Annotated in this window: 21 protein-coding genes; 10 read left to right on the forward strand and 11 right to left on the reverse strand. The window is 66.1% G+C overall.

The window, feature by feature from the left end:
• Nucleotides 1-2: 2 nt before the first annotated feature.
• Complete coding sequence (locus Q0316_RS00070; RefSeq protein WP_298667780.1) at nt 3-302, reverse strand: EthD family reductase; 300 nt, start codon at nt 300-302, stop codon at nt 3-5.
• A gap of 71 nt (nt 303-373) precedes the next feature.
• Nucleotides 374-1,798, reverse strand: a complete 1,425-nt coding sequence (locus Q0316_RS00075; RefSeq protein ID WP_298667783.1) for an aldehyde dehydrogenase family protein — start codon at nt 1,796-1,798, stop codon at nt 374-376.
• A gap of 195 nt (nt 1,799-1,993) precedes the next feature.
• Here Q0316_RS00075 and Q0316_RS00080 point away from each other — a divergent pair, with 195 nt between their 5' ends.
• Nucleotides 1,994-2,941, forward strand: a complete 948-nt coding sequence (locus tag Q0316_RS00080; RefSeq protein WP_298667787.1) for a right-handed parallel beta-helix repeat-containing protein — start codon at nt 1,994-1,996, stop codon at nt 2,939-2,941.
• Between the two features lie 151 nt (nt 2,942-3,092).
• On the opposite strand, the gene Q0316_RS00085 is transcribed toward Q0316_RS00080, so the two are convergent.
• The 3 genes from Q0316_RS00085 to Q0316_RS00095 are packed head-to-tail and all read right to left on the reverse strand — an operon-like array spanning nt 3,093 to nt 6,276.
• Entirely contained in the window at nt 3,093-4,706 is a 1,614-nt protein-coding gene (locus Q0316_RS00085; protein WP_298667792.1) for a choline dehydrogenase, read from the reverse strand.
• Between the two features lie 32 nt (nt 4,707-4,738).
• Nucleotides 4,739-5,698, reverse strand: a complete 960-nt coding sequence (locus Q0316_RS00090) for an NADPH:quinone oxidoreductase family protein (RefSeq protein WP_298667795.1) — start codon at nt 5,696-5,698, stop codon at nt 4,739-4,741.
• Entirely contained in the window at nt 5,695-6,276 is a 582-nt protein-coding gene (locus Q0316_RS00095; RefSeq protein ID WP_298667798.1) for a TetR/AcrR family transcriptional regulator, read from the reverse strand. The genes Q0316_RS00090 and Q0316_RS00095 overlap by 4 nt, the downstream gene beginning before the upstream one ends.
• Nucleotides 6,277-6,358: 82 nt before the next feature.
• On the opposite strand from Q0316_RS00095, the gene Q0316_RS00100 reads away from it, so the two are divergent.
• The 3 genes from Q0316_RS00100 (at nt 6,359) to Q0316_RS00110 (ending at nt 10,837) form a co-directional block, all read left to right on the forward strand.
• On the forward strand, nt 6,359-7,618 hold the full coding sequence (locus tag Q0316_RS00100; RefSeq protein WP_298667801.1) for an acetyl-CoA C-acetyltransferase: 1,260 nt from the start codon (nt 6,359-6,361) through the stop codon (nt 7,616-7,618).
• Between the two features lie 64 nt (nt 7,619-7,682).
• The gene (locus tag Q0316_RS00105; RefSeq protein ID WP_298667804.1) at nt 7,683-9,245 is read left to right on the forward strand and encodes an acyl-CoA synthetase; all 1,563 of its coding nucleotides are present in this window, start codon (nt 7,683-7,685) and stop codon (nt 9,243-9,245) included.
• Nucleotides 9,242-10,837 carry an AMP-binding protein gene (locus Q0316_RS00110; RefSeq protein ID WP_298667807.1) on the forward strand — a complete coding sequence of 532 codons (1,596 nt, stop codon included), beginning with the start codon at nt 9,242-9,244 and terminating at the stop codon, nt 10,835-10,837. The genes Q0316_RS00105 and Q0316_RS00110 overlap by 4 nt, the downstream gene beginning before the upstream one ends.
• A gap of 16 nt (nt 10,838-10,853) precedes the next feature.
• Here Q0316_RS00110 and murA read toward each other — a convergent pair whose 3' ends face one another.
• The 4 genes from murA to Q0316_RS00130 all read right to left on the reverse strand — a co-directional run bounded on the left by murA (nt 10,854) and on the right by Q0316_RS00130 (nt 15,720).
• Nucleotides 10,854-12,137 (reverse strand): UDP-N-acetylglucosamine 1-carboxyvinyltransferase, encoded by a 1,284-nt coding sequence (murA, locus tag Q0316_RS00115; protein ID WP_298667810.1) that lies wholly within the window; start codon nt 12,135-12,137, stop codon nt 10,854-10,856.
• A gap of 517 nt (nt 12,138-12,654) precedes the next feature.
• The gene (clpS, locus tag Q0316_RS00120; RefSeq protein WP_298667813.1) at nt 12,655-12,984 is read right to left on the reverse strand and encodes an ATP-dependent Clp protease adapter ClpS; all 330 of its coding nucleotides are present in this window, start codon (nt 12,982-12,984) and stop codon (nt 12,655-12,657) included.
• Between the two features lie 211 nt (nt 12,985-13,195).
• Nucleotides 13,196-13,864, reverse strand: a complete 669-nt coding sequence (locus tag Q0316_RS00125; RefSeq protein ID WP_298667816.1) for a phasin family protein — start codon at nt 13,862-13,864, stop codon at nt 13,196-13,198.
• Between the two features lie 116 nt (nt 13,865-13,980).
• Nucleotides 13,981-15,720 (reverse strand): class I poly(R)-hydroxyalkanoic acid synthase, encoded by a 1,740-nt coding sequence (locus tag Q0316_RS00130; RefSeq protein ID WP_298667819.1) that lies wholly within the window; start codon nt 15,718-15,720, stop codon nt 13,981-13,983.
• Nucleotides 15,721-15,877: 157 nt separating this feature from the next.
• On the opposite strand from Q0316_RS00130, the gene Q0316_RS00135 reads away from it, so the two are divergent.
• The 3 genes from Q0316_RS00135 (at nt 15,878) to Q0316_RS00145 (ending at nt 18,552) form a co-directional block, all read left to right on the forward strand.
• The gene (locus tag Q0316_RS00135; protein WP_298667822.1) at nt 15,878-17,086 is read left to right on the forward strand and encodes an LL-diaminopimelate aminotransferase; all 1,209 of its coding nucleotides are present in this window, start codon (nt 15,878-15,880) and stop codon (nt 17,084-17,086) included.
• 61 nt (nt 17,087-17,147) lie between these two features.
• Nucleotides 17,148-17,930, forward strand: a complete 783-nt coding sequence (locus Q0316_RS00140) for a sulfite exporter TauE/SafE family protein (protein WP_298667827.1) — start codon at nt 17,148-17,150, stop codon at nt 17,928-17,930.
• Nucleotides 17,931-18,018: 88 nt separating this feature from the next.
• Entirely contained in the window at nt 18,019-18,552 is a 534-nt protein-coding gene (locus Q0316_RS00145) for a GNAT family N-acetyltransferase (RefSeq protein WP_298667830.1), read from the forward strand.
• 30 nt (nt 18,553-18,582) lie between these two features.
• On the opposite strand, the gene Q0316_RS00150 is transcribed toward Q0316_RS00145, so the two are convergent.
• The gene (locus Q0316_RS00150) at nt 18,583-19,206 is read right to left on the reverse strand and encodes a S24 family peptidase (protein ID WP_298667833.1); all 624 of its coding nucleotides are present in this window, start codon (nt 19,204-19,206) and stop codon (nt 18,583-18,585) included.
• A 91-nt stretch (nt 19,207-19,297) separates the two neighbouring features.
• Between Q0316_RS00150 and Q0316_RS00155 the strand changes: the two genes are divergently transcribed.
• Nucleotides 19,298-19,471 (forward strand): hypothetical protein, encoded by a 174-nt coding sequence (locus Q0316_RS00155; RefSeq protein ID WP_298667836.1) that lies wholly within the window; start codon nt 19,298-19,300, stop codon nt 19,469-19,471.
• Entirely contained in the window at nt 19,468-19,782 is a 315-nt protein-coding gene (locus Q0316_RS00160) for a hypothetical protein (RefSeq protein WP_298667839.1), read from the forward strand. The genes Q0316_RS00155 and Q0316_RS00160 overlap by 4 nt, the downstream gene beginning before the upstream one ends.
• A gap of 10 nt (nt 19,783-19,792) precedes the next feature.
• Here the strand turns inward: Q0316_RS00160 and Q0316_RS00165 are convergent, their stop codons facing one another.
• On the reverse strand, nt 19,793-20,551 hold the full coding sequence (locus Q0316_RS00165; protein WP_298667842.1) for a molybdopterin-binding protein: 759 nt from the start codon (nt 20,549-20,551) through the stop codon (nt 19,793-19,795).
• 54 nt (nt 20,552-20,605) lie between these two features.
• Between Q0316_RS00165 and map the strand changes: the two genes are divergently transcribed.
• Nucleotides 20,606-21,433 (forward strand): type I methionyl aminopeptidase, encoded by an 828-nt coding sequence (gene map / locus Q0316_RS00170; RefSeq protein WP_298667845.1) that lies wholly within the window; start codon nt 20,606-20,608, stop codon nt 21,431-21,433.
• The last annotated feature ends 18 nt before the right edge of the window (nt 21,434-21,451 follow it).

The raw sequence follows: 21,451 nt of genomic DNA on the forward strand, positions 1-21,451 counted from the left end.
CGTCAGCCGAGCTTTCGACCGATCATCACCTGCGGCACGATATCGGTGAAATTGGCGATATCCGCCTGAAGCTCGCCACGGCGCGGGTTGGCCATCGCCGCGCCGAGCGCTTCCGGCGAGGCGAAATGAAATTGCGCGATCAGCGCGAAGGGCGGCGGCGCATCGCCCATCGGCACCCCCTCGACCAGCTCGACGCGATCCGGGCTCCAGATTTCCGCCGCGAGTTTGGCATGGTGATCGCGATAATATGCGCTGTCGAAACGCGCGCCTTCGCGATTGGGATAGATAACCGAAACGATCATTCGATGCTCTCCATTAGGGGCAAAAAGAAGGGCGCCACCAATCGAAGCGACGCCCCAGGGGAGGATAAGGTTCAGGCGGGCTCGCCGACGATCGTTTTCACTTCCATGAAATCGGTGAGGCCGTATTTGCCGCCCTCGCGCCCGTTGCCCGATTGCTTGTAGCCGCCGAACGCGGTGCCCGGCGTCGGCCCCCAGGAATTGATCGTCACCAGGCCGGCGCGCAGCTTGCCCGCGATCTTGGCCGCCTCCGCCGGATCGCCCGAGATCGTGGCGGACAGGCCATATTCGGTGTCGTTCGCCATCTCCACCGCCTGATCGCGATCGTCATAGGTGGTGATCGTCGCGACGGGGCCGAAGGTTTCCTCGCGATAGATGCGCATTTCCGGCGTCACGTCCGCCAGCACGGTGGGCTTGACGAAATAGCCCGCGTTGCGCCCGTCGGGCCGCCCGGTGCCGCCGGTGACGAGCCGCGCGCCTTCATCGAGCGCGGACTGGATCAGCGCCTGGATTTTCTCGAACTGCGCCTTGTTGACGACCGGGCCGATATGCGCGCCCTGATCCTCCGGATTGCCGACCTGCGTGGCATCCATCATCGCCTTCACCACCTCGGTCGCGGCGGCGGCCTGGCTCTTGTGGACGAGCAGGCGCGTGGGCGCGATGCAGCTTTGCCCGGTGTTGGCGATCACCCCGGCGAGCGTCGGGGGCAACACCTCCTCCAGCTTCGCGCCTTCGAGCACGAGGTTCGGCGCCTTGCCGCCCAGTTCCTGATGGACGCGCTTCACCGTCGCGGCGGCGGCGGTGGCGACCGCCACGCCCGCGCGGGTCGATCCGGTGAAGCTCACCATATCGACGCCCTTATGCGCCGACAGCGCCGCGCCGACGCCCGGCCCATCGCCGTTGACGAGATTGAACACGCCCGCCGGCACGCCCGCTTCATGCAGGATTTCGGCGAAGATCATCGCGTTGGTCGGCGCTTCCTCCGATGGCTTCAGGATCATGGTGTTGCCGGCGGCAAGCGCGGGCGCGACCTTGGCGCAAATCTGGTTGAGCGGCCAGTTCCACGGCGTAATCATCGCGACGACGCCAACCGGCTCATGCACCACGCGCGATCCGCCGACCTGTTCGGAGAACTGGAATTCGCGCAGCGCGGCGAGCGTGCCGATGAAATGCCCGAGCCCAGCGGGCGCCTGTGCCATGCTGGCGAACGAGATCGGCGCGCCCATTTCGCGGCTGGTGGCGGCGGCGAGATCGGGGATGCGCGCCTTGTAGCCCGCGATGATCCGTTCGAGGATCGCGGCGCGCTCCTCCACGCTGGTCTGCGACCAGGTGGTGAAAGCCTTGCGCGCGGCGGCGACCGCCTTGTCCGCATCGGCGGCGGTGCCGAGCGTGATTTCGGTGCAGGGCTGTTCGGTCGCGGGGTCGATCACCTCATGGCGTTTGCCGCCATCGCTCTCCACCCATGCACCGTCGATATAGTGTTTCAGGTAGCTTTGCATCGCAAGACTCTCCACTGGCGTTTTTGGGGTTTGGGTATGGTCATGCGACCTTGCGGATTAGGTTGCAACAGGAAACGCGACGCCCGCAAACCGTGCCACGACGGGACGCGCGGCACGCCAACCCGCGAAAGCCCCTTTGCTCTTGCGGCATACCGCGCCCAGGAAAGAGCGGTACGACGAAAGGAATCCTAAGCGATGCGCCGTCTGGCAATCATTGCCGCCCTTCCGCTCGCCGCGCCGGCAGCAAGCGCCCCTGCCCCTGCTCACGCCCCCGCCCCGTTCACGATCGCCGAATCGGGCGAAGGCTTCGCGCATCTTCAGGACGCGCTGATGGCGCGGCGCGGGCGGGATTTCACCGTGCTGATCGCGCCGGGCGTCTATCGCGAATGCGCGATCCAGCAGGCGGGCCGCGTCACCTTCAAGGCCGCCGAGCCGGGCACCGCGATCTTCGAGGGCGCGTGCGAGGGCAAGGCGGCGCTGGTGCTGCGCGGCAAGGGATCGACGATCGACGGCCTCGTCTTCCGCAACATCCGCGTGCCCGACGGCAATGGCGCCGGCATCCGCATCGAGATCGGCGACCTGACGGTGCGCAACGCGATGTTTCTCGACAGCCAGGAGGGCATCCTCGGCGCGACCGGCGACGCGACCCGCATCCTCATAGACCATTCGACCTTCTCCGGCCTTGGCCAGTGCGACGAGACGCCCGATTGCGCGCATTCGGTTTATCTCGCCAATACGGGCGAGATCACGGTGACCAATTCGCGGTTCGAGCGCGGGCGCGGCGGGCATTACGTGAAGCTGCGCAGCCCCCATGTGCGGATCGACGACAACAGCTTCGACGACAGCGCGGGGCGCAAGACCAATTACGCGATCGACCTGCCCGAAGGCGGCACCGGGGAAATCCTGCGCAACACCTTCGTGCAAGGGCCGAACAAGGAAAACTGGACCGGCTTCATCGTCATCTCCGCCGAGGCGCGCAAATATTCCGCCGCCGGGCTGCGGGTGGACGGCAATGCCGCCACCCTCGCACCGGGGCAGAGCAAGAGCCCCGCGTTCGTCGCCAATGTCAGCGGCGAGCGGCTGGCGCTGGGCGCCAACCGGCTCGGGCCGGGGGTGCGCGCCTATGAGGAGCGGCGGCCCTGAACGCAGGCATCCCCCCTTCAGAGGGAGGGGTTAGTGGCGGCGCGTTGACCCCGCTGATCCGGTCCGAGGCTTCCCCCTCCCCTGAAGGGGAGGGGCTTTAGGCGCGGCAACCTCGCTCAATGCGGGCTGATTGCCCCGATCCCTTGGGGCTTTACGCGGGCGCCATCGCCCTTTCCCGGATCATGTCGGCGGCTTTTTCCGCGATCATGATCGTCGGCGCATTGGTGTTCGACCCCACCAAGGTCGGCATCACCGACGCATCGACGACGCGCAGGCCTTCCAGCCCGCGCACCTTGAGCCGCGCATCGACCACCGCCATGCGATCCCCGTCCGTCCCCATCTTGCAGGTGCCGACCGGGTGATAGATCGTCTCCGCGGTGCGGCGCACCCAGGCGTCGATCTCCGCATCGCTGCGCACGTCGCCGCCGGGTGACAGTTCATCGTCGCGATACGGATCGAGCGCCGCCTGCGCCGCCACGTCGCGCCCGATCTTCACGCATTCGCGCATCACGCGGATGTCTTCCTGCTGGCTCAGATAATTGGCGAAGATCAGCGGATCGGCCAGCGGGTCGGCGGACGCGACCGTCACGCGGCCACGGCTTTCGGGGCGAAGCTGGCACAGATGGAAGGAGAAGCCATCCTGCTTCACCTGCTGCTTGCCGTGATCCTTCATGATCGCGAGCACCGCGTGAATCTGCACGTCGGGCCGGACGAGGCCGGGGCGCGAGCAGACGAACGCGCCGGATTCGAGGAACTGCTGCCGGCCATAGCCGGTGCCACGCAACATATATTCCAGCCCGACCTTTAGCTGGCGCAGCCCCTTGGTCGCGGAATAGGCCGTGGTCAGCCCGTGGCAGCGCCAGTGCATGATGATATCGAGATGGTCCTGCAGATTCTCGCCCACGCCGGGCAGATCGTGGATCGCGCGGACGCCGGCATCCTTCAGGCGCGCCGGATCGCCGATGCCCGAAAGCTGCAATATCTGCGGGCTCTGCACCGCCCCGGCGCACAGCAGGGCCTCGCCCGCCACCTCGACCCGCGCGGGCTTGTTGCCGACGATATATTCCACCGCCACGGCGCGCCCGCCCTCCACCACGATCCGCGTGGTGCGCGCGCCGGTGATGACCGTCAGGTTGGGCCGCGCCTGCACCGGGCGGAGATAGGCTTCGGCGGTCGACCAGCGTTGGCCGTTGGCGATGGTCAGATCATAACGGCCAAAGCCCTCCATCACCGCGCCGTTGAAATCGCTGGTGACCGGATAGCCCGCCTGCTCCCCGGCGGCGATCAGCGCGTCGTGGAACGGGCTGTCGTTCTCGCCGCCCGAAACGGTGAGCGGGCCGTTCGTGCCGTGCAGCCCGCCGCTTTCGCCGCGATGATGCCCTTCGAGCCGGCGGAAATAGGGCAGCACATCATCCCACGACCAGCCGGCAAGCCCGGTCTGGCGCCATTCGTCATAATCCTGCGGGTGGCCGCGCATATAGATCATGCCGTTGATCGCGGACGATCCGCCCAGCCCCTTGCCGCGCGGCCACCACAAGCGGCGGTTGTCGAGATGCGGTTCCGGCTCGGTCCAGAAGCCCCAATTGTGTTTGTTCTTCGATTTAATCAGGCTGCCGACGCCGGCGGGCATCCGCACCAGCATATCCTTGTTGGCGCCCCCCGCTTCGAGCAGGCAGACGGTGGCCGCCGGGTCTTCCGAAAGCCGTGCCGCCAGCGTGCATCCCGCCGATCCTCCACCGATGACGACGTAATCATAGCCTGCCACCTGATCTCTCCTGCTTCTTATGTTGTCATTGTTTATGGCACTATGACGAGCTTCCCCACCATCGTGCTGTCTCGCATCGCCTCGAACGCCGCGCGCCACTCGGCCAGCGGATATTCGGCGTGGACGCGCGGGCGGATGCGCCCTTCCGCCGCCAGCCGCCAGATCGCATCGAGATTCTCGCGCCCCTTCTCCGGGAACTGCCGCCCATATTCCCCGGCGCGCACCCCGACGACCGAGAAGCCCTTGATGAGCGGCATATTGGTGGAGACGCTGGCGATACGGCCAGAGGTGAAGCCCACCACCAGCAGGCGGCCCCCGAAGGCGATGCAGCGGGTCGATTCGTCGAACACGTCGCCGCCGACCGGATCGTAGATCAGATCGGCCCCGCCGCCGGTGATCTCCTTCACCATCTCGCGAAAGCCCGGCGCGGGAACGGTCGCTTCCGGGGCATAATCGCGCGCGACCAGCGCCAGCTTCTCCGGCGAGCGTGACGAGGCGATCACCCGGCAGCCGAGCGTCTTCGCCAGATCGACCGCCGCCAGCCCGACGCCGCCGGTCGCGCCATGGATCAGCGCCCATTCGCCCGCCTGCGCCATGCCCAGCCGGACGAGCGCGACATAAGCGGTGAGATAGGCGGTGCCGACGCTCGCCGCCTCGCCGAAGGACAGGTGCGCCGGTTTCCGCCGCACGCCGGCGGCATCGGCGGCAACGATCTCCGCAAAGCCGCCGAGCCGCGCGCCGCACACCACCGCCTCGCCGGGCGCGAAGCCGTCACCCGCGATCACCTCGCCCGCCACCTCCATGCCCGGCGTGAAGGGGAGCGGCGGCTTGAGCTGATATTCGCCGCGCGTCATCAGCAGATCGGGATAGTTGAGCGACGCCGCCCTCACCCGCACCAGCACCTTGCCGGGCGCGGGCACCGGCTCCGGCACATCGGCCAGCGCGACACCGGAGAGGTCCGGCGACAAAGCGGAGACAACCAGCGCCTTCATTGCTCGGCGGGACGCGCGACCATGATGTCGAGCAGCGAATCGAACAGGGTGTTCATATCGAGTTGCGGCGCGTGAATCTTGCCCAGCCCCAGCGTAATCAGGCCGTAAGCGCGGATTTCCGCCTCATGCCGGGTAAAACCATGCACGGCGAGGTTACGCGCGAGGAAATCGAGCAGCAACGTATCATGCCGCTCCACCGCGGCGCGCGCGCGCGGATCGCTCTCCGCCCAGGCGCGCATCGCGATCGCCATCCGCGATGCGCCGCGCCGCCGCACCGTCTGCCCCAGCAGGCGGATGCGGGCGATGGGATCGGGCGTGGCGCGTTCCAGCGCGTCGATCAGATCGCCGACCTGGGTTTCGGCGAAATAATGCGCCAATTGCCCCTGATATTCGTCGAAATCCCTGAAGTGATGATAGAAGCTGCCCGTCGAGACGCGCAATTCGTCCGCGAGCGGGCGCAGCTTGAGCGCGCGCAAGCCCCCACGCCGCAACAGGGACTGACCGGCCTCCAGCCAGTCTCGCGGCGTGAGATCGGATGACCGCGCATTGGTCTGAATTGCTGGCGACACGCTTGACATCCCCTCTACCATAACGAAGGTTATGCTGGAAATCGGCGTCGGTAAAGAGCCGACTCCGCCACCTGGTATGGAGTGATTTTCAATGCCTGACGCCTATATCATCGACGCCGTCCGCACCCCGCGCGGGATCGGCAAGCAGGGGAAGGGCGCGCTCGCCGACATGCACCCGCAGCATCTCGCCGCGACGGTGCTGAAAGCGATCAAGGAGCGCAACAATCTCGACACCGCCGAGGTGGACGACATCATCTGGTCCACCTCCTCGCAGCGCGGCAAGCAGGGCGGCGATCTGGGGCGGATGGCGGCGCTCGACGCGGGTTATGACGTGAAGGCATCGGGCACGACGCTCGATCGCTTCTGCGGCGGCGGCATCACCGCGGTGAATTTCGCGGCGGCGCAGATCATGTCCGGCATGGAGGATCTCGTCATCGCCGGCGGCACCGAGATGATGAGCCTCACCGCCGCGATGGCGCAGGAGGATATGGAAGCGGGCAAGCCGATGCTCGGCATGGGATCGGGCAACCCGCGCCTCAACCTGTCGCATCCGCAGAGCCATCAGGGCATTTGCGGCGACGCGATCGCCAGCATGGAGGGGATCAGCCGCGAGGCGCTCGACGCGCTCGGCCTCGAAAGCCAGCGCAAGGCGGCGGTGGCGATCGCCGAGGGGCGGTTCGACAAGTCGATCGTGCCCGTCGTCGACGATGCGGGCAATGTCGTGCTGGCGAAGGACGAATATCCCCGCCCGCAGACCACGGCGGAGGGGCTCGCCAGCCTCAAGCCCTCGTTCGTGGCGATGGCCGACATGCCCTACAACAAGCAGGGCGACACCTTCCGCAAGCAGATCAACCGCAAATATCCCGATCTGAAGATCGAGCATTTTCACCATGCGGGCAATTCATCCGGCGTGGTCGATGGCGCGGCGGCGGTGCTGCTCGCATCCAAGGCCTATGCCGAGAAGCACGGGCTGAAGCCGCGCGCGCGGATCGTGGCGATGGCGAATATCGGTGACGATCCCACGCTGATGCTGAACGCCCCGGTTCCGGCGGCGAAGAAGGTGCTGGCCAAGGCCGGCCTCTCCAAGGACGATATCGACCTGTGGGAGATCAACGAAGCGTTCGCGGTGGTGGCCGAAAAGTTCATCCGCGATCTCGATCTCGATCGCAGCAAGGTGAACGTCAACGGCGGCTCGATCGCGCTCGGCCATCCGATCGGCGCGACCGGCGCGATCCTGATCGGCACCGTGGTGGACGAGCTGGAGCGGCAGAACAAACGCTACGGCCTCGTCACGATGTGCGCGGCAGGCGGCATGGCGCCGGCGATCATCGTCGAGCGCGTCGAAGGATAAAAAGGATGACGGCGTGAGCGGCGCATAAACGACGCCGCCACGCCCTCATATGGAGAGTGAGATAATGCAGCATCCGGTCGCTCATGCGCGGGCGACGCCCGACAAGGCCGCCTATATCATGGCCGCCACGGGCGAAGTGGTGACTTATGGCGAGCTTGATCGCCGCGCCGATCAGGGCGCGCAACTGATCCGCACGCTCGGCCTGAAACGCGGCGACGCCATCGCCGTGATGATGGACAATAACGCGCGCTATCTTGAGATCATGTGGGCGGCGGAGCGAACCGGGGTGTATGTCACCTGCCTTTCCTCGAAGCTGCTGGTCGACGAGGTGGAATATATCCTGCGTGACGGCGATTGCCGCGCGGTGATCGTATCGCGGGCGACCGCCGCCTGCGCCGCCCAGATATTGCCGCGCATCGGCGATCTGCGGCGCTTCATGGTCGGCGGCACGGCGGAGGGCTATGAAAGCTATGAGGCGGCGCGCGATGCGCAGCCGGCCACGCCGATCGCCGATCCCTCGCCGGGGCAGATCATGCTCTATTCCTCCGGCACCACGGGCAAGCCCAAGGGCGTGCGCTTCCCCTTGCCGGAAGAAGATTTCGGGATGAACCCGTCCGCGCTCGTCGGCCTCGGGCAGGTGCTGTACGGCTGGACGCCCGATATCGTCTATCTTTGCCCCGCGCCGCTATACCATGCCGCGCCGCTGCGTTGGTCGATGGCGGTGAACCAGATCGGCGGCACCGTCGTCGTCATGGATCGCTTCGACGCCGAAAAGGCGCTGGAATATATCGAACGCTACAGGATTTCGCAGGCGCAATGGGTGCCGACGCATTTCGTGCGGATGCTGAAGCTGCCGGCGGAAGTGCGCGCGAAATACGACATGTCGTCGCTCAAGGCCGTGTGGCACGCCGCCGCGCCCTGCCCGGTGCCGGTGAAACAGGCGATGATCGACTGGTGGGGGCCGATCGTCGGCGAATATTATGCCGGCACCGAGAGCAACGGCTTCCACGCGATCCAGGCGGCGGAGTGGCTGACGCACAAGGGCTCGGTGGGGCGCAACCTTACCACCATCACCCATATCTGCGACGATGCTGGAAACGAGGTGCCAGCGCGCACCGAGGGCACGATCTATTTCGAGGCCCCGCCCGGCGGCCCGACCTTCTCCTATCACAATGATCCGCAGAAGACGGCGGATTCCACCGACCGCCACGGCTGGACGACGCTGGGCGATGTGGGCTGGATGGACGAGGAAGGCTATCTCTACCTCACCGATCGCAAGAGCTTCATGATTATCTCCGGGGGCGTGAACATCTATCCGGCGGAGATCGAGAATCTGCTCGTCACCCATCCGAAGGTGGCGGATGTCGCGGTGATCGGCGCGCCGCATGAGGAAATGGGCGAGGAGGTCGTCGCGGTCGTCCAGCCGCGCGACATGGCGGAGGCCGGCGACGCGCTGGCGGCGGAACTGACCGCCTTCGTCCGCGAGCATCTCAGCCATGTGAAAACGCCGCGCCGCATTGATTTCCGTGCCGAACTGCCGCGCCACGATACGGGCAAACTCTACAAGCGGCTGTTGCGCGACGAATATTGGGGCAAGAAGCCGCTGGTCGAAGGCGTCAGCGCGTGAGCTTCAACTTCGGCGACCTGATCGAGGCGATCGAGCGGAAAATCCCCGCCGATCGCGTTGCGCTGGCGCATGGCGACGAGGTGGTCAACTGGGGCGAGCTTCGCCACCGCTCGAACAATCTGGCGCGCGCGCTGATCGAGCGCGGGCTGCGCCCCGGCGAACGCGTTGCCTTCTACGCCTATAACAGCGCCGATTACATGGTGGCGCTGATGGCGTGCTGGAAGGCGCGCGGCACCCACGTCAACGTCAACTATCGCTATGTCGCCGACGAACTGGCCTATATCCTGGCCGACAGCGACGCGACCGTGCTGTTCTATGACGCGCGGCTGCGCGACGCGGTGGCGGCGGTGGCGGATCGCTCGCCGCTCGTCCGCACATGGGTGGAATGGGGCGAGGCGCCGGGCGACACGCCCGCCTTCGCCGAGCGGCTGGAGGCGCTGGACGCGGGCGATGGCGCGCCACTCGATCTCGCGCGCGATCCGGCGGACCGCTTCTTCATCTACACCGGCGGCACGACCGGGATGCCGAAGGGCGTGGTGTGGACCCATGCCGATCTCAACGCGATCGGCCTCGCGGTCGCGGCGGCGCAGGGGCTGCCGATCCCCGAGGATGTCGAACAGGCCGCAAGCTTTGCCGCCGCGAACCCGGATTATCCCAAAACGGTGATCGGGCCGCCGATCATGCACGGCACCGGGCTGCTTTCCGCTTATGGCGCGCTGCTTGGCGGGGGCATGGTCGCCACGCTGCCGAGCCGCAGCTTCCGCGCGGAGGAAGCGCTCGACGCGATCGACCGCTGGCGGGCCAACCGGCTGGTGGTGGTGGGCGATGCCTTCGCTCGCCCGATCGCCGAGGCGCTGGACGCGGAACCCGCGCGCTGGAACGTGGCCTCGATGCGGGTCATCATCTCGTCGGGCGTGATGTGGACGCAGGGCGTGAAGGACCGGCTGATCCACCATATGCCCGAGGCGATGTGCCAGGATAATTTCAGCTCGTCCGAAGCGATCGGCATGGGCGTGTCGATCACCACGCGTGACGGCACGGTGGAGACCGCGAAGTTCATGGTCGGCCCGCGCTGCCGCGTGCTCGACGAGCATGATCGCGATGTCGTGCCGGGATCGGGGGTGCGCGGGATCGTCGCGCTCGGACCGCCCAATCCGGTGGAATATCACAAGGATTCCGAAAAGACCGCGCGCACCTTCCGCACGATCGACGGGGTGCGCTATTCGATCCCCGGCGATTATGCCGAGGTGCTGGCGGATGGCACCCTGGTGCTGCTCGGGCGCGGCTCCGCGTGCATCAACTCCGCCGGCGAGAAGATCTTCCCCGAGGAGGTGGAGGAGGCGCTGAAACTGTGCCCCGGCGTGGCCGACGCGCTGGTGTTCGGCGTTCCCGATCCGAAATGGGGGCAGGCGGTGGCGGCGGTGGTGCAGGCGGCGGACGGCTATGCCGAAGGCGCGGCGCGCGATCACCTGCGCGCGCATCTCGCCGGCTACAAGCTGCCCAAATTGCTCGTCGCGACCGATCAATCGCTGCGCGCGCCGAACGGCAAGGCGGATTACGCCAAGGCGAAGGGGCTGGCCGGCGTCGCGTGACGGCGCAGACGGCGACTCAGCCGTCGCTGGCGCGCTCGATATCCGCGCCGACCGCGCTCAGTTTCTCCTCCAGCCGCTCATAGCCGCGATCGAGGTGATAGACGCGGCTGACCGCGGTTTCGCCCTCTGCCGCCAGCCCCGCGAGGATCAGACTCATCGAGGCGCGCAGATCGGTCGCCATCACCGGCGCGCCGACCAGCCGATCGACCCCGCGCACCACCGCCGTGCGCCCGCGCACCTGAATGTCCGCGCCCATCCGCGCGAGTTCGGGCACGTGCATATAGCGGTTTTCGAAGATCGTCTCGGTCAGCACGCTCGCGCCATCCGCCTTGCACAGCATCGCCATGAACTGCGCCTGCATGTCGGTGGCGAAGCCGGGGAACGGCGCGGTGGAAAGCGTGAGCGGGCCGAGCTTGCCATCGGCGGAAACGCGCACCGAACGCTTGCCCGCGACGACCTTCACGCCCGCATCGCGCAGCGCATCGAGCGTCGCGCCCATATCGTCCGCATCGACATTGGTGAGCGTGATATCGCCGCCGGTGATCGCGGCGGCACAGGCATAGCTGCCCGCCTCGATCCGATCGGGCATCACGGCATAGGTGGCGCCGTGGAGCCGATCGACGCCCTCGATCTCCAGCGTTTCGGTGCCGATGCCCTCGATCTGCGCGCCCATCGCGACGAGGCAGCGGCACAGATCGACGATCTCGGGCTCGCGCGCGGCATTGTCGATCCGGCTCGCGCCCTTCGCGGTGACGGCGGCCATCACGACATTCTCGGTCGCGCCGACCGACACGACCGGAAAGGCATAGCGCCCGCCCGAAAGCCGCCCGCCCGGCGCGCGCGCGGTGACATAGCCCGCCGACATCTCAAGCTCCGCGCCGATCGCCTCCAGCGCCTTCAGGTGCAGGTCGATCGGGCGGTTGCCGATCGCGCAACCGCCGGGGAGCGACACCCGCGCCTCGCCCGCGCGCGCCAGGATCGGGCCGAGCACGAGGATCGAGGCGCGCATCTTGCGCACGATATCGTAGGGCGCCTCGGTCGAGGTGAGCTGGCCGGCGCGGATCGTCATCACCCGCCCGAAATCCTCCGGTCGCGAGCCTTCGATCGCGGTGGATGCACCCAACTGGTTGAGCAGATGGCCGAAGCTGTCGACATCCGCGAGCCGCGGCAGGTTGCGCAGCGTCAGCGGCTCATCGGTGAGCAGCGCGCACGGCAGCAGCGTCAGCGCGGCGTTCTTGGCGCCGGAGATCGGGAGAGTGCCGGAAAGGCGATTGCCGCCACGGATGAGGATACGGTCCATACGCCCGCGTCTATCGAACCGCGGGCACGCCGCAAAGGGGGTGGGCAAAGGGGGTGGAGCAAAGTTCGCACGAGCGCACGCTGATTCGCGGCCAGGCCCGCCTCCGTCCAGGGCGGCGCGAGAGGCATTATACGCGCACCATCCGGCGATCATGCCACGGGCTTGGCCGCGATACCGATCCTTGCTATCAGCCCGTGCTGAGGCGCGGGCATCGCATCGCTGGGCTCATAACCCGGAATCGTGCTGGACGTAGATGCGGGGGCGCGCCCACCGAGAAGCGACGGATCACCCCCGATCGCGATCACCGTCATTTCGGTTGTGGAGGCGCAGGCATCGTGCGCACGAGCACGCTGCAAAGGGGGTAGGGCCCGAATTGCCCGTCATTCCCGCGCAGGCGGGAATCCATATGCGTTATCGTTTCGGCTCCATCGGCGAGCAGCTGGGGGAATGGATTCCCGCCTGCGCGGGAATGACGTAAAGGGGAGCGTGCCGTGCCTTCAGCGGGAACGGGTTGCCCTTACGCCTTTTCCAGCGTGCATTGCAGCGGATGCTGGTTCTGCCTGGCGAAGTCGATCACCTGCCCCACCTTGGTTTCCGCCACTTCATAGCTGAACACGCCGCACACCCCGACGCCCTTCTGGTGGACATGGAGCATCACGCGCGTCGCCTCCTCCACGTTCATGCGGAAGAACCGCTGGAGGCACAGGACGACGAATTCCATCGGCGTGTAATCATCGTTGAGCATCAGCACGCGATAGGGCGTGGGCTGCTTGGTGCGGGTCCGCGTGCGGGTGGCGACGCCGATGCCGGTTCCGCCGTCGGCATCGTCATCACGGCGCTCCGCCATCACGATCGGCGCAAGGGTTGAAGGCTGGCACTGCATGGTTCGCCGCAAAATATGGCATTGATCGCGGCGAGAGCAAGAGCAAGCGAACGCGCGCGCCGCGAAACATGCGCACAGGGGCCACGAAAAAGGGGCGACCGCGCGGTTGCGCGATCACCCCTCATTTCCATCCGGCTGCGCATCGGCGGACTTGAATCCGCCCGTGCGCACAGGCTCAGGCCGCGGCCTTCACCTTCTCCGCGGCAAGCGCGAAGCGGTTCGAGATCGGCTGGGCGATCTCTCCGGCCAGCTTCAGCGCGGCTTCGGTCGAGCGCGAGGTTTCGGCGACGAACGCATCGAACGAGGAGCGGAAGAAATCGCTCTGCAGCTTGAACAGATCGGTCGGCGACTTGACGGTCGACATCGCCTTGAAGGCTTCGTTGGCCTTTTCATACGAGGTCTTGGCGTAGGCGGCGGCGTCCTGACCGATCTTCTCGGCGGCCTTCACCGCGATCTTCGACGATTCGACGATCGCCTCGATATTGCCCTTGTGGAAGGCATTGGCTTCCTCGATCGCCTTCACGCCCTTTTCCATCGCGCTTTTCGCGCGCTCATTGGCATCGGCGAAATAGGCCTGGGTCTTGTCGGTCACGTTCTTGAACGTATCGGCCATGTTGGTTTCCTTTGCAGCGTTGGTCACCGGCTGAACGGCCGGGCGTTTGGGCGAGGCTGCGGCCTTCGCCCGTGTTGCCGGCTTCCTGGCGACCGGCTTGACGGCGGGACGGCGCGCCGCCCGCGTCTGTTTCGTGATGACGATATCGGCGGACGGGACGGACGCGGCGACAGCAGCGGGCGCCACCGTGGCGACGGGCTGCGGCTCGGGCTTGGCGTTCGTGTCGGTCATCCACGCGACTCCTTCATGCTGCGACGCAACATAATAGGGCCGGAGCGGTTCCGCAAGCTTTTTGTGCAGCGCAACAATGCGTCGCGCCGTAGCACTATAATGCTGTAACGCCTAGATTACTTAGCTTTCACATAACTTCCCGGCGCATCCTCGATCGCCGCCAGACTGCCCTCGCCCGGCACGCGCCCACGTTGCGGTGCAACCTCGTTTGCGTCGATCGCGTGGAGCCAGCCGAGCCAGTCCGGCCACCAGCTTCCCTTGGTCTCGCTCGCCCCGGCGATGAATTCATCGAGCGTCTCGGCTGGCGCGGGATTGGTCCAATATTGATATTTGTGCTGCGCGGGCGGATTGACCACGCCCGCGATATGCCCCGAGCCGGCGAGCACGAATTTCATCGGCCCGGAAAGGATCCGCGTCATCTTCCACACGCTTTCGGCAGGCGCAATATGATCCTCGCGCCCGGCTTGAATATAGCTCGGCGTCTTGATCCTGGTGAGATCGAGTGGGGTGCCGCCGATCGAAAGCGCGCCCGGCTGCACCAGCAGATTATCGCGATACAGATCGGCCAGATAGCTCAGATGCCATTTCGCGGGCAGATTGGTGGTATCGCCGTTCCAGTGGAGCAGATCGAACGGCGCATAATCATTGCCGAGCAGATAATTGTTGGTGACGTAATTCCAGATCAGATCGCGCCCGCGCAGCAGATTGAACGTCATCGCCATATAGCGCCCGTCGAGAAAACCCTGCGGCGAAAGCTGGCGGATCACCGCGAACTGATCGTCATCGACGAAATTGAGCAGATCGCCGGCGCGCGTGAAATCGACTTGCGCGGTGAAGAAGGTGGCGCTCGCTACCTTGTGTGCCTCATCGCGCGCGGCGAGCAGCGCCAGCGTCGCGGCAAGGGTGGTGCCGGCAACGCAATAGCCGATGGTGTGGACGGCGGGCACCTCCAGCACATCACGCACGGTGTCGATCGCGTCGATCTGCGCGGCGACATAATCGTCCCACATGATATCAGCGAGCGAGGCGTCAGCCGATTTCCATGACACGACGAACACCGTGATGCCCTGATCGACGCACCAGCGGATGAAGCTTTTTTCCGGCGTCAGATCGAGGATGTAATAGCGATTGATCCACGGCGGAAAGATCACCAGCGGGATGCCGAGCACCTTTTCGGTCGTCGGCGTATATTGGATCAGTTCGTAGAGCGGGGTGCGCTTCACCACCTTGCCGGGAGTGACGGCGAGGTTGCGCCCCACTTCGAACGCCTCGCTGTCGGTATGGGTGAGCTGGCCGCGCGCCATATCGGCCAGCATGTGGCGTAGGCCCTTGAGCAGATTCTCGCCGCCGGTCTCGATCGTCTTTTCGATCACCTCGGGGTTGGTCAGCGCGAAATTGCTCGGGCTCATCGCATCGACGAAGCCCTGGGCGGCGAAGCGCAGTTGCTCTTTCTGCGCCGGCTCGATTCCCTCCATCGCGTCGACGCTTTTCAGCAGATGATCCGCGATCAGCACATAGCTTTCGCGAATCCATGCGAACAGCGGATTGGCGCGCCAGGCTTCCGCCTTGAACCGCTTGTCCGCGGGCCGCGCGGGCGCATCGGACGCCTTCGATCCGGAGGCAGGATCGAGGAAACGCTGCCACAGATTGAGGCTTTCACGCCAGAAATCGCCGGCGCGCTCCAGCGCCGCGGAATCGGTGAGGCCGGGGATCGCCGGCATCCCCGGCGCGCCCGCCGCATCGCCGCCGGGCTTCATCGCCGCCAGCCCCTGTTCCAGCATCATCTGCTGCGCCCGCCCGAGCACCCAGGTCCAGCGCTGAAGATCGGCGAGCGTGGGAGACTGGAACTCGGTCATCAACCTCTCCTGGGCATATTCACTGCCGTTCGGGTGATCTGCTTACAGCCTAGCAGTGTTACAAGGATGAGATAGCGGGTTTTTGCGATCACGGCGCACTTGGCACCTGTCGCCCGCGCGGCGGACGCGATATGATGCGGATGCGAAAGGAGTACCAATGTCCGACGAATTCTACCGCATGAAGCGCTTGCCGCCCTACGTTATCGCCGAGGTCAACGCGATGCGGGCACAGGCGCGAGCGGCGGGAGAGGACATTATCGACCTTGGCATGGGCAATCCCGATCTGCCGCCCCCGGCGCATGTGATCGAAAAGCTGTGCGAAGTCGCGCAGAAGCCGGGCGCGCACGGCTATTCCCAGTCGAAGGGGATTCCGGGGCTGCGCCGCGCACAGGCCAATTATTACGGGCGCCGCTTCGGCGTAGAGGTCGATCCCGAAACCGAAGTGGTCGTCACCATGGGATCGAAGGAGGGGCTGGCGAGCCTCGCCACCGCGATCACCGCGCCGGGCGATGTGGTGCTGGCGCCCAACCCGTCCTATCCGATCCACACCTTCGGCTTCATCATCGCCGGCGCCACGATCCGCGCCGTGCCGACCACACCCGACGAGCATTATTTCGAAAGCCTCGATCGCGCGATGGCCTATACCGTGCCGCGCCCCTCGGTGCTGGTGGTCAATTACCCGTCGAACCCGACCGCGGAGACGGTGGACCTCGCCTTCTACGAGCGGCTGGTGGCATGGGCACGCGAGAACAAAGTGTGGATCCTGTCCGACCTCGCTTATTCGGAACTGTATTACGACGGCAATCCGACGCCCTCGATCCTGCAGGTGAAGGGCGCGAAGGACGTGGCGATCGAGTTCACCTCGCTCTCCAAGACCTATTCGATGGCCGGCTGGCGGATCGGCTTCGCGGTGGGCAACAAGAAGCTGATCGCGGCGATGACGCGCGTTAAATCATATCTCGATTACGGCGCCTTCACCCCGATCCAGGCGGCGGCGTGCGCCGCACTCAACGGACCGCAGGACATCGTGGAGCAGAACCGCCGGCTCTATCACAAGCGCCGCGACGTGATGGTGGAAAGCTTCGGGCGCGCCGGGTGGGAAATCCCCTCCCCGCGCGCCTCGATGTTCGCCTGGGCACCGCTGCCGCCCGCGCTGGCGCACCTAGGTAGCCTTGAGTTCTCCAAACAATTGCTGACTCACGCCAAGGTCGCCGTTGCGCCAGGGGTGGGATATGGTGAGAACGGCGAGGGTTACGTGCGCATCGCAATGGTCGAGAACGAGCAACGATTGCGCCAGGCGGCGCGCAACGTGAAGCGTTACCTCCAGATGATGGGCGTGAACACGCCTGCGCGTAACGCGGGGTGACGGCCATTTTCGCTGACGGTCGCCCGGCCGCCCGCCCGCTCGGATAAGCGGGCGGCGGATCGTGTCGATCGTCTATAACCCCTTTTATTCGCTTGCCGGCGTGCTGGTCGGCCTGCTCGTCGGGCTGACCGGCGTTGGCGGCGGATCGCTGATGACGCCGCTGCTGGTGCTCGTGTTCGGCTTCCATCCCGTGACGGCGGTGGGGACGGACCTGCTCTACGCCTCCGCCACCAAGACGGTCGGCACCATCGTCCACGGCTGGCGCGGCACGGTGGACTGGCGGGTGGTGCGCCGGCTCGCGACGGGCAGCCTGCCGGCCACGATCGCGACATTGTTCGTGCTCGACATCATCATGCACCGATCGGGCGATTCGGGGCATCTGCTTTCCACCATCCTTGGCGGCGCGCTGCTGCTGACGGCGGTGGCGATCCTGTTTCGCGAGCGGATCGTGGGGCGGCTCGCGCCGCACTTCGTCGCGGTGAACGAGCGCCGGATCGCCTGGCTGACGATCCTGCTGGGCGGCGTGCTGGGCGTGCTCGTCTCGCTCACCTCGGTCGGCGCTGGCGCGCTCGGGATGACGGCGCTCTTGGTGCTCTATCCCCGGCTGGAGGTGAAGCGGCTGGTCGGTTCGGATATCGCCCATGCCGTGCCGCTCACGCTGATCGCGGGGCTGGGGCATCTGTCGCTGGGCGCGGTCGATCTCTCGCTGCTCGTCTCGCTGCTGGCGGGATCGGTGCCGGGGATCGTGATCGGCAGCCTCGTCGCGGCGCGCGTATCGGACAAGGTGCTGGTCCCGATCCTCGCGGTGACGCTTGCGCTGGTCGGCGCGAAGCTGCTGTTCTGAGCGGGGCGCGATTCGGGCGACAAGGTGTAGGGCAGCCCTCATTGCGGCGCATGAACCAGGCTGTCATCATCGTTCCGATGCATGAGGCATGAAGATGTTTGAGTTGCAGCAATGGGCGGAAATGCACTGGAATGGCTTCGCGGAGATGCAAAGCGATCCCGATGTAATGGCTGATCTCGGCGGCCCGTTTACGAGGGATGCCAGCAGAGAGAAATTCGATCTATATCGCAACGCCTGGAAAACCGACGGCGTGTCACGATGGGCGGTAGTCGATTCCGCCGGAGCCTTTCTTGGCTATGCCGGGATAATGGCCCGCCACGACCGCGATCACCCGCTCGGCGTCCATCATGAAATCGGATGGAGATTCCGTCGTGATGCGTGGGGCAAGGGCTTGGCGACCGAAAGCGCGCGGCAGGCGCTGCATCACGCCTGGTCGATCCTCGATGTACCCGAAATCGTCTCGTACACCGCCATGGATAACTTGCGGTCGCAGAATGTGATGCGTCGCCTGGACCTGAGAAGGGATCCGCGTCGTGATTTTACTGCGCGCTATCCAAGAGGCGACTGGAGCGGTCTTGTCTGGGTTGCGGAGCGGCCGGTTGCGGGAGCAAACGCGCAGTAGCGAAAAAATGGCCTGCCCCCCCATCCGCGCCTACCCCATCCCGCGCAGCAGCAACTTCACCCGCCCGATCACATCGACCTCCGACGCCGGCACGGTGAGCGTCGCATAAGCGGAATTGTCGCTGGCGATCGTCACGTCGTCGCCCGATCGCGCGGCGCGCTTGACGAGCAGATCGCCGTCGCGGCGCAGCACGACGATCGCGCCGGCGCGATCCAGCCGGCGATCGCCGCAATCGACCACCAGCCGGTCCCCGTCGAGAATCGTCGGCATCATGGAGTCTCCGCGCGCCGTGATGATCGAGGCGGTGCGCGCCGCGATCCCCGCCGCCGCCAGCGTTTCCGGGGCGAATCGCTGGGGGCGAAGGCGGTGCTCGCTCGCGGCATCGGCGCCCGCCCCCGCCGCCGCCTCCACCGCCAGCCACGGCACCTCGATCAATGTTTCGCGTGAGGCCGTTCCGCCGAGCAGCTTCTCATCCACGCCAAAGAAGGCCGCGAGCATCCGCCGATCGTCCTCCGCGAGCCGCCTGGGCGAGCCACGCCCGACATATTGCTGGAGATAGGCAAGGTTGCGCCCGAGCATCGCGGAGAGCGCCGCAAGGCTCGTGCCGCGCGCTTCGGCCAGCCGCTTCAGAGCCTCGCGAGGGGTCTCGGACATGGCCCTATTCTACGCGCAGGAAATTTCCTGGACAAGTTGGATTTATTGCGAGAACAAATGAAGAACAAAAGGAATCGGGAGTCGAACCGGCATGTCTCTGCTGACCAGGATTGATCGCTATCTTCGCCGCACCGGGATGCCGCCCACCACCTTCGGGCGCCGCGCCGTGAACGATCCCCGGCTGGTGGGCGACATGCGGCTCGGGCGCGTGCCCCGCCCCCGGCTTTGCGCGCGGGTCGAGGCCTTTATCGCGGAGGCGGAATGATGCGCGGGCCGGGCGTGGCGGCGCTGCTCGAACGCCGGCTGATCGCGGCGGCGCAGGCGGCGGGGACGGGAATCGCGATCACCGAAAGCCGCGCGACCGAATGGCACAGCGCGACCTTTTCGGGGATGCGGCACGAGATCATGGCGGAGGCACCGCCCTGCCCCAGGCTCGATCGCTGGCTGGCCGAACTGGCCGAGGCGGATCTTCCGGTGGCGGGGCATCTCGTCGCGGATATCGCCGTTGCGGCGATAGAGCGCGATGCGGCGCGCACCCGCTTCCGGCTGGAGGCGCTGACGGTCGCGAACGGGTGAGCGCGGGTTGTCAAATCCCGCCGGAGACGGTGGGATGCCCGGCGTCCGCCAGCGCCGCCGCGAGATCGGCGACGCAGCGATCGACCTGCTCCGCATCGGGCGAGCGGACGACGAAATTGGCGCCGGTGCGCCCTTCGCGAAAGAAGGGATAGCTGCCGATCGCGACGCCGGCATGGGCGCGCTCCATCCCGCCGAGCAGATCGGCCACCTCGCTCTCCGCCACCCAGCAGCCAAGCGTGCCGCTGACCACCGGGCGACCGCCCTCCAGCGTGCCGGTGAGCGCGTCGAGCATACCCGCCGTGATATGCGGCACGCCGGCCATGATGAACACATTGCCGATGCGAATGCCCGGCGCGCCGGACATGCGATTTTCGATCAGATCGGCGCCTTCGGGCACGCGCGCCATGCGCCGCCGTGCCTCGGTCAGCCCGCCGCGCGTGGTGTAATAACGCTCAAGCACCGCCACCGCCTTGGGATGGTGGACCACGCCTACACCAAGCGCGGCGGCGATCGCATCGACCGTGATGTCGTCATGCGTGGGGCCGATGCCGCCGGTGGTGAAAAGATAATCGTTACGCGCGCGCAAGGTGTTCACGGCCTCCACGATCGCTTCCTCGCGATCGGGAACCACGCGCACCTCGGCCAGCCTGATGCCCTGCACGTTGAGCCACAGCGCGATCTGCGCGACATTCTTGTCCTGCGTGCGACCGGAAAGAATCTCATCGCCGATGACGACGAGCGCGGCGGTCCAGATACGTTCCTCAACCATGCGTTGCCGGTCATAGCCTCGCCAATCCGTGTTCGTCACGCTATATCGGGGGGCATGACCGAATACGTTACCGTAACCAGCGATGCGCCGCTCGGGCGCGACGGCGCGATCAAGCTCCACGGGCGCGATGCGTTCGACGGGATGCACAAGGCCGGGCGGCTCGCCGCCGAAACGCTCGACATGATCGTGCCGCACATGGTGCCCGGCGTCACCACCGGCGAGATCGACCGGATGATCCACGATTTCATCCTGAGCAAGGGCGGCGTGCCCGCGACGCTCGGCTATCGCGGCTATACGCATAGCTCGTGCATCTCGATCAATCATGTTGTGTGCCACGGCATCCCCGGTGACAAGGCGCTGAAATCTGGCGATATCGTCAATGTGGACGTGACGCCGATCCTCGATGGCTGGCACGGCGATTCGAGCCGCATGTACCTGATCGGCGATGTGCCGCTGAAGGCGAAGCGGCTGGTCGACGTGACCTATGAATGCCTGATGCTCGGGATCGAGCAGGCGCGCCCCGGCAACCACCTGGGCGACGTGGCGAACGCGATCCAGCGCCATGCCGAAGGGCATCGTTACGGCGTGGTGCGCGATTTCTGCGGCCATGGGCTGGGCCGGCTGTTCCATGACGCGCCGGAGGTGATCCACGTCGGCCGCCCCGGCACCGGGCCGGAATTGCGCCCCGGCATGATCTTCACGATCGAACCGATGATTAACATCGGCCGCCCCGACGTGAAGCTGCTCGATGACGGCTGGACCGCGGTGACGCGCGATCGCTCGCTTTCGGCGCAGTTCGAACATTCGATCGGCATCACCGAAGACGGGTGCGAGATATTCACGCTGTCGCCCGCGGGGCTGGATCGTCCGCCTTACGCTTGATGGCGGCGCGGCGCCGTC

It is taken from the genome of uncultured Sphingomonas sp., from assembly GCF_937871615.1.
GTDB lineage: Bacteria > Pseudomonadota > Alphaproteobacteria > Sphingomonadales > Sphingomonadaceae > Sphingomonas.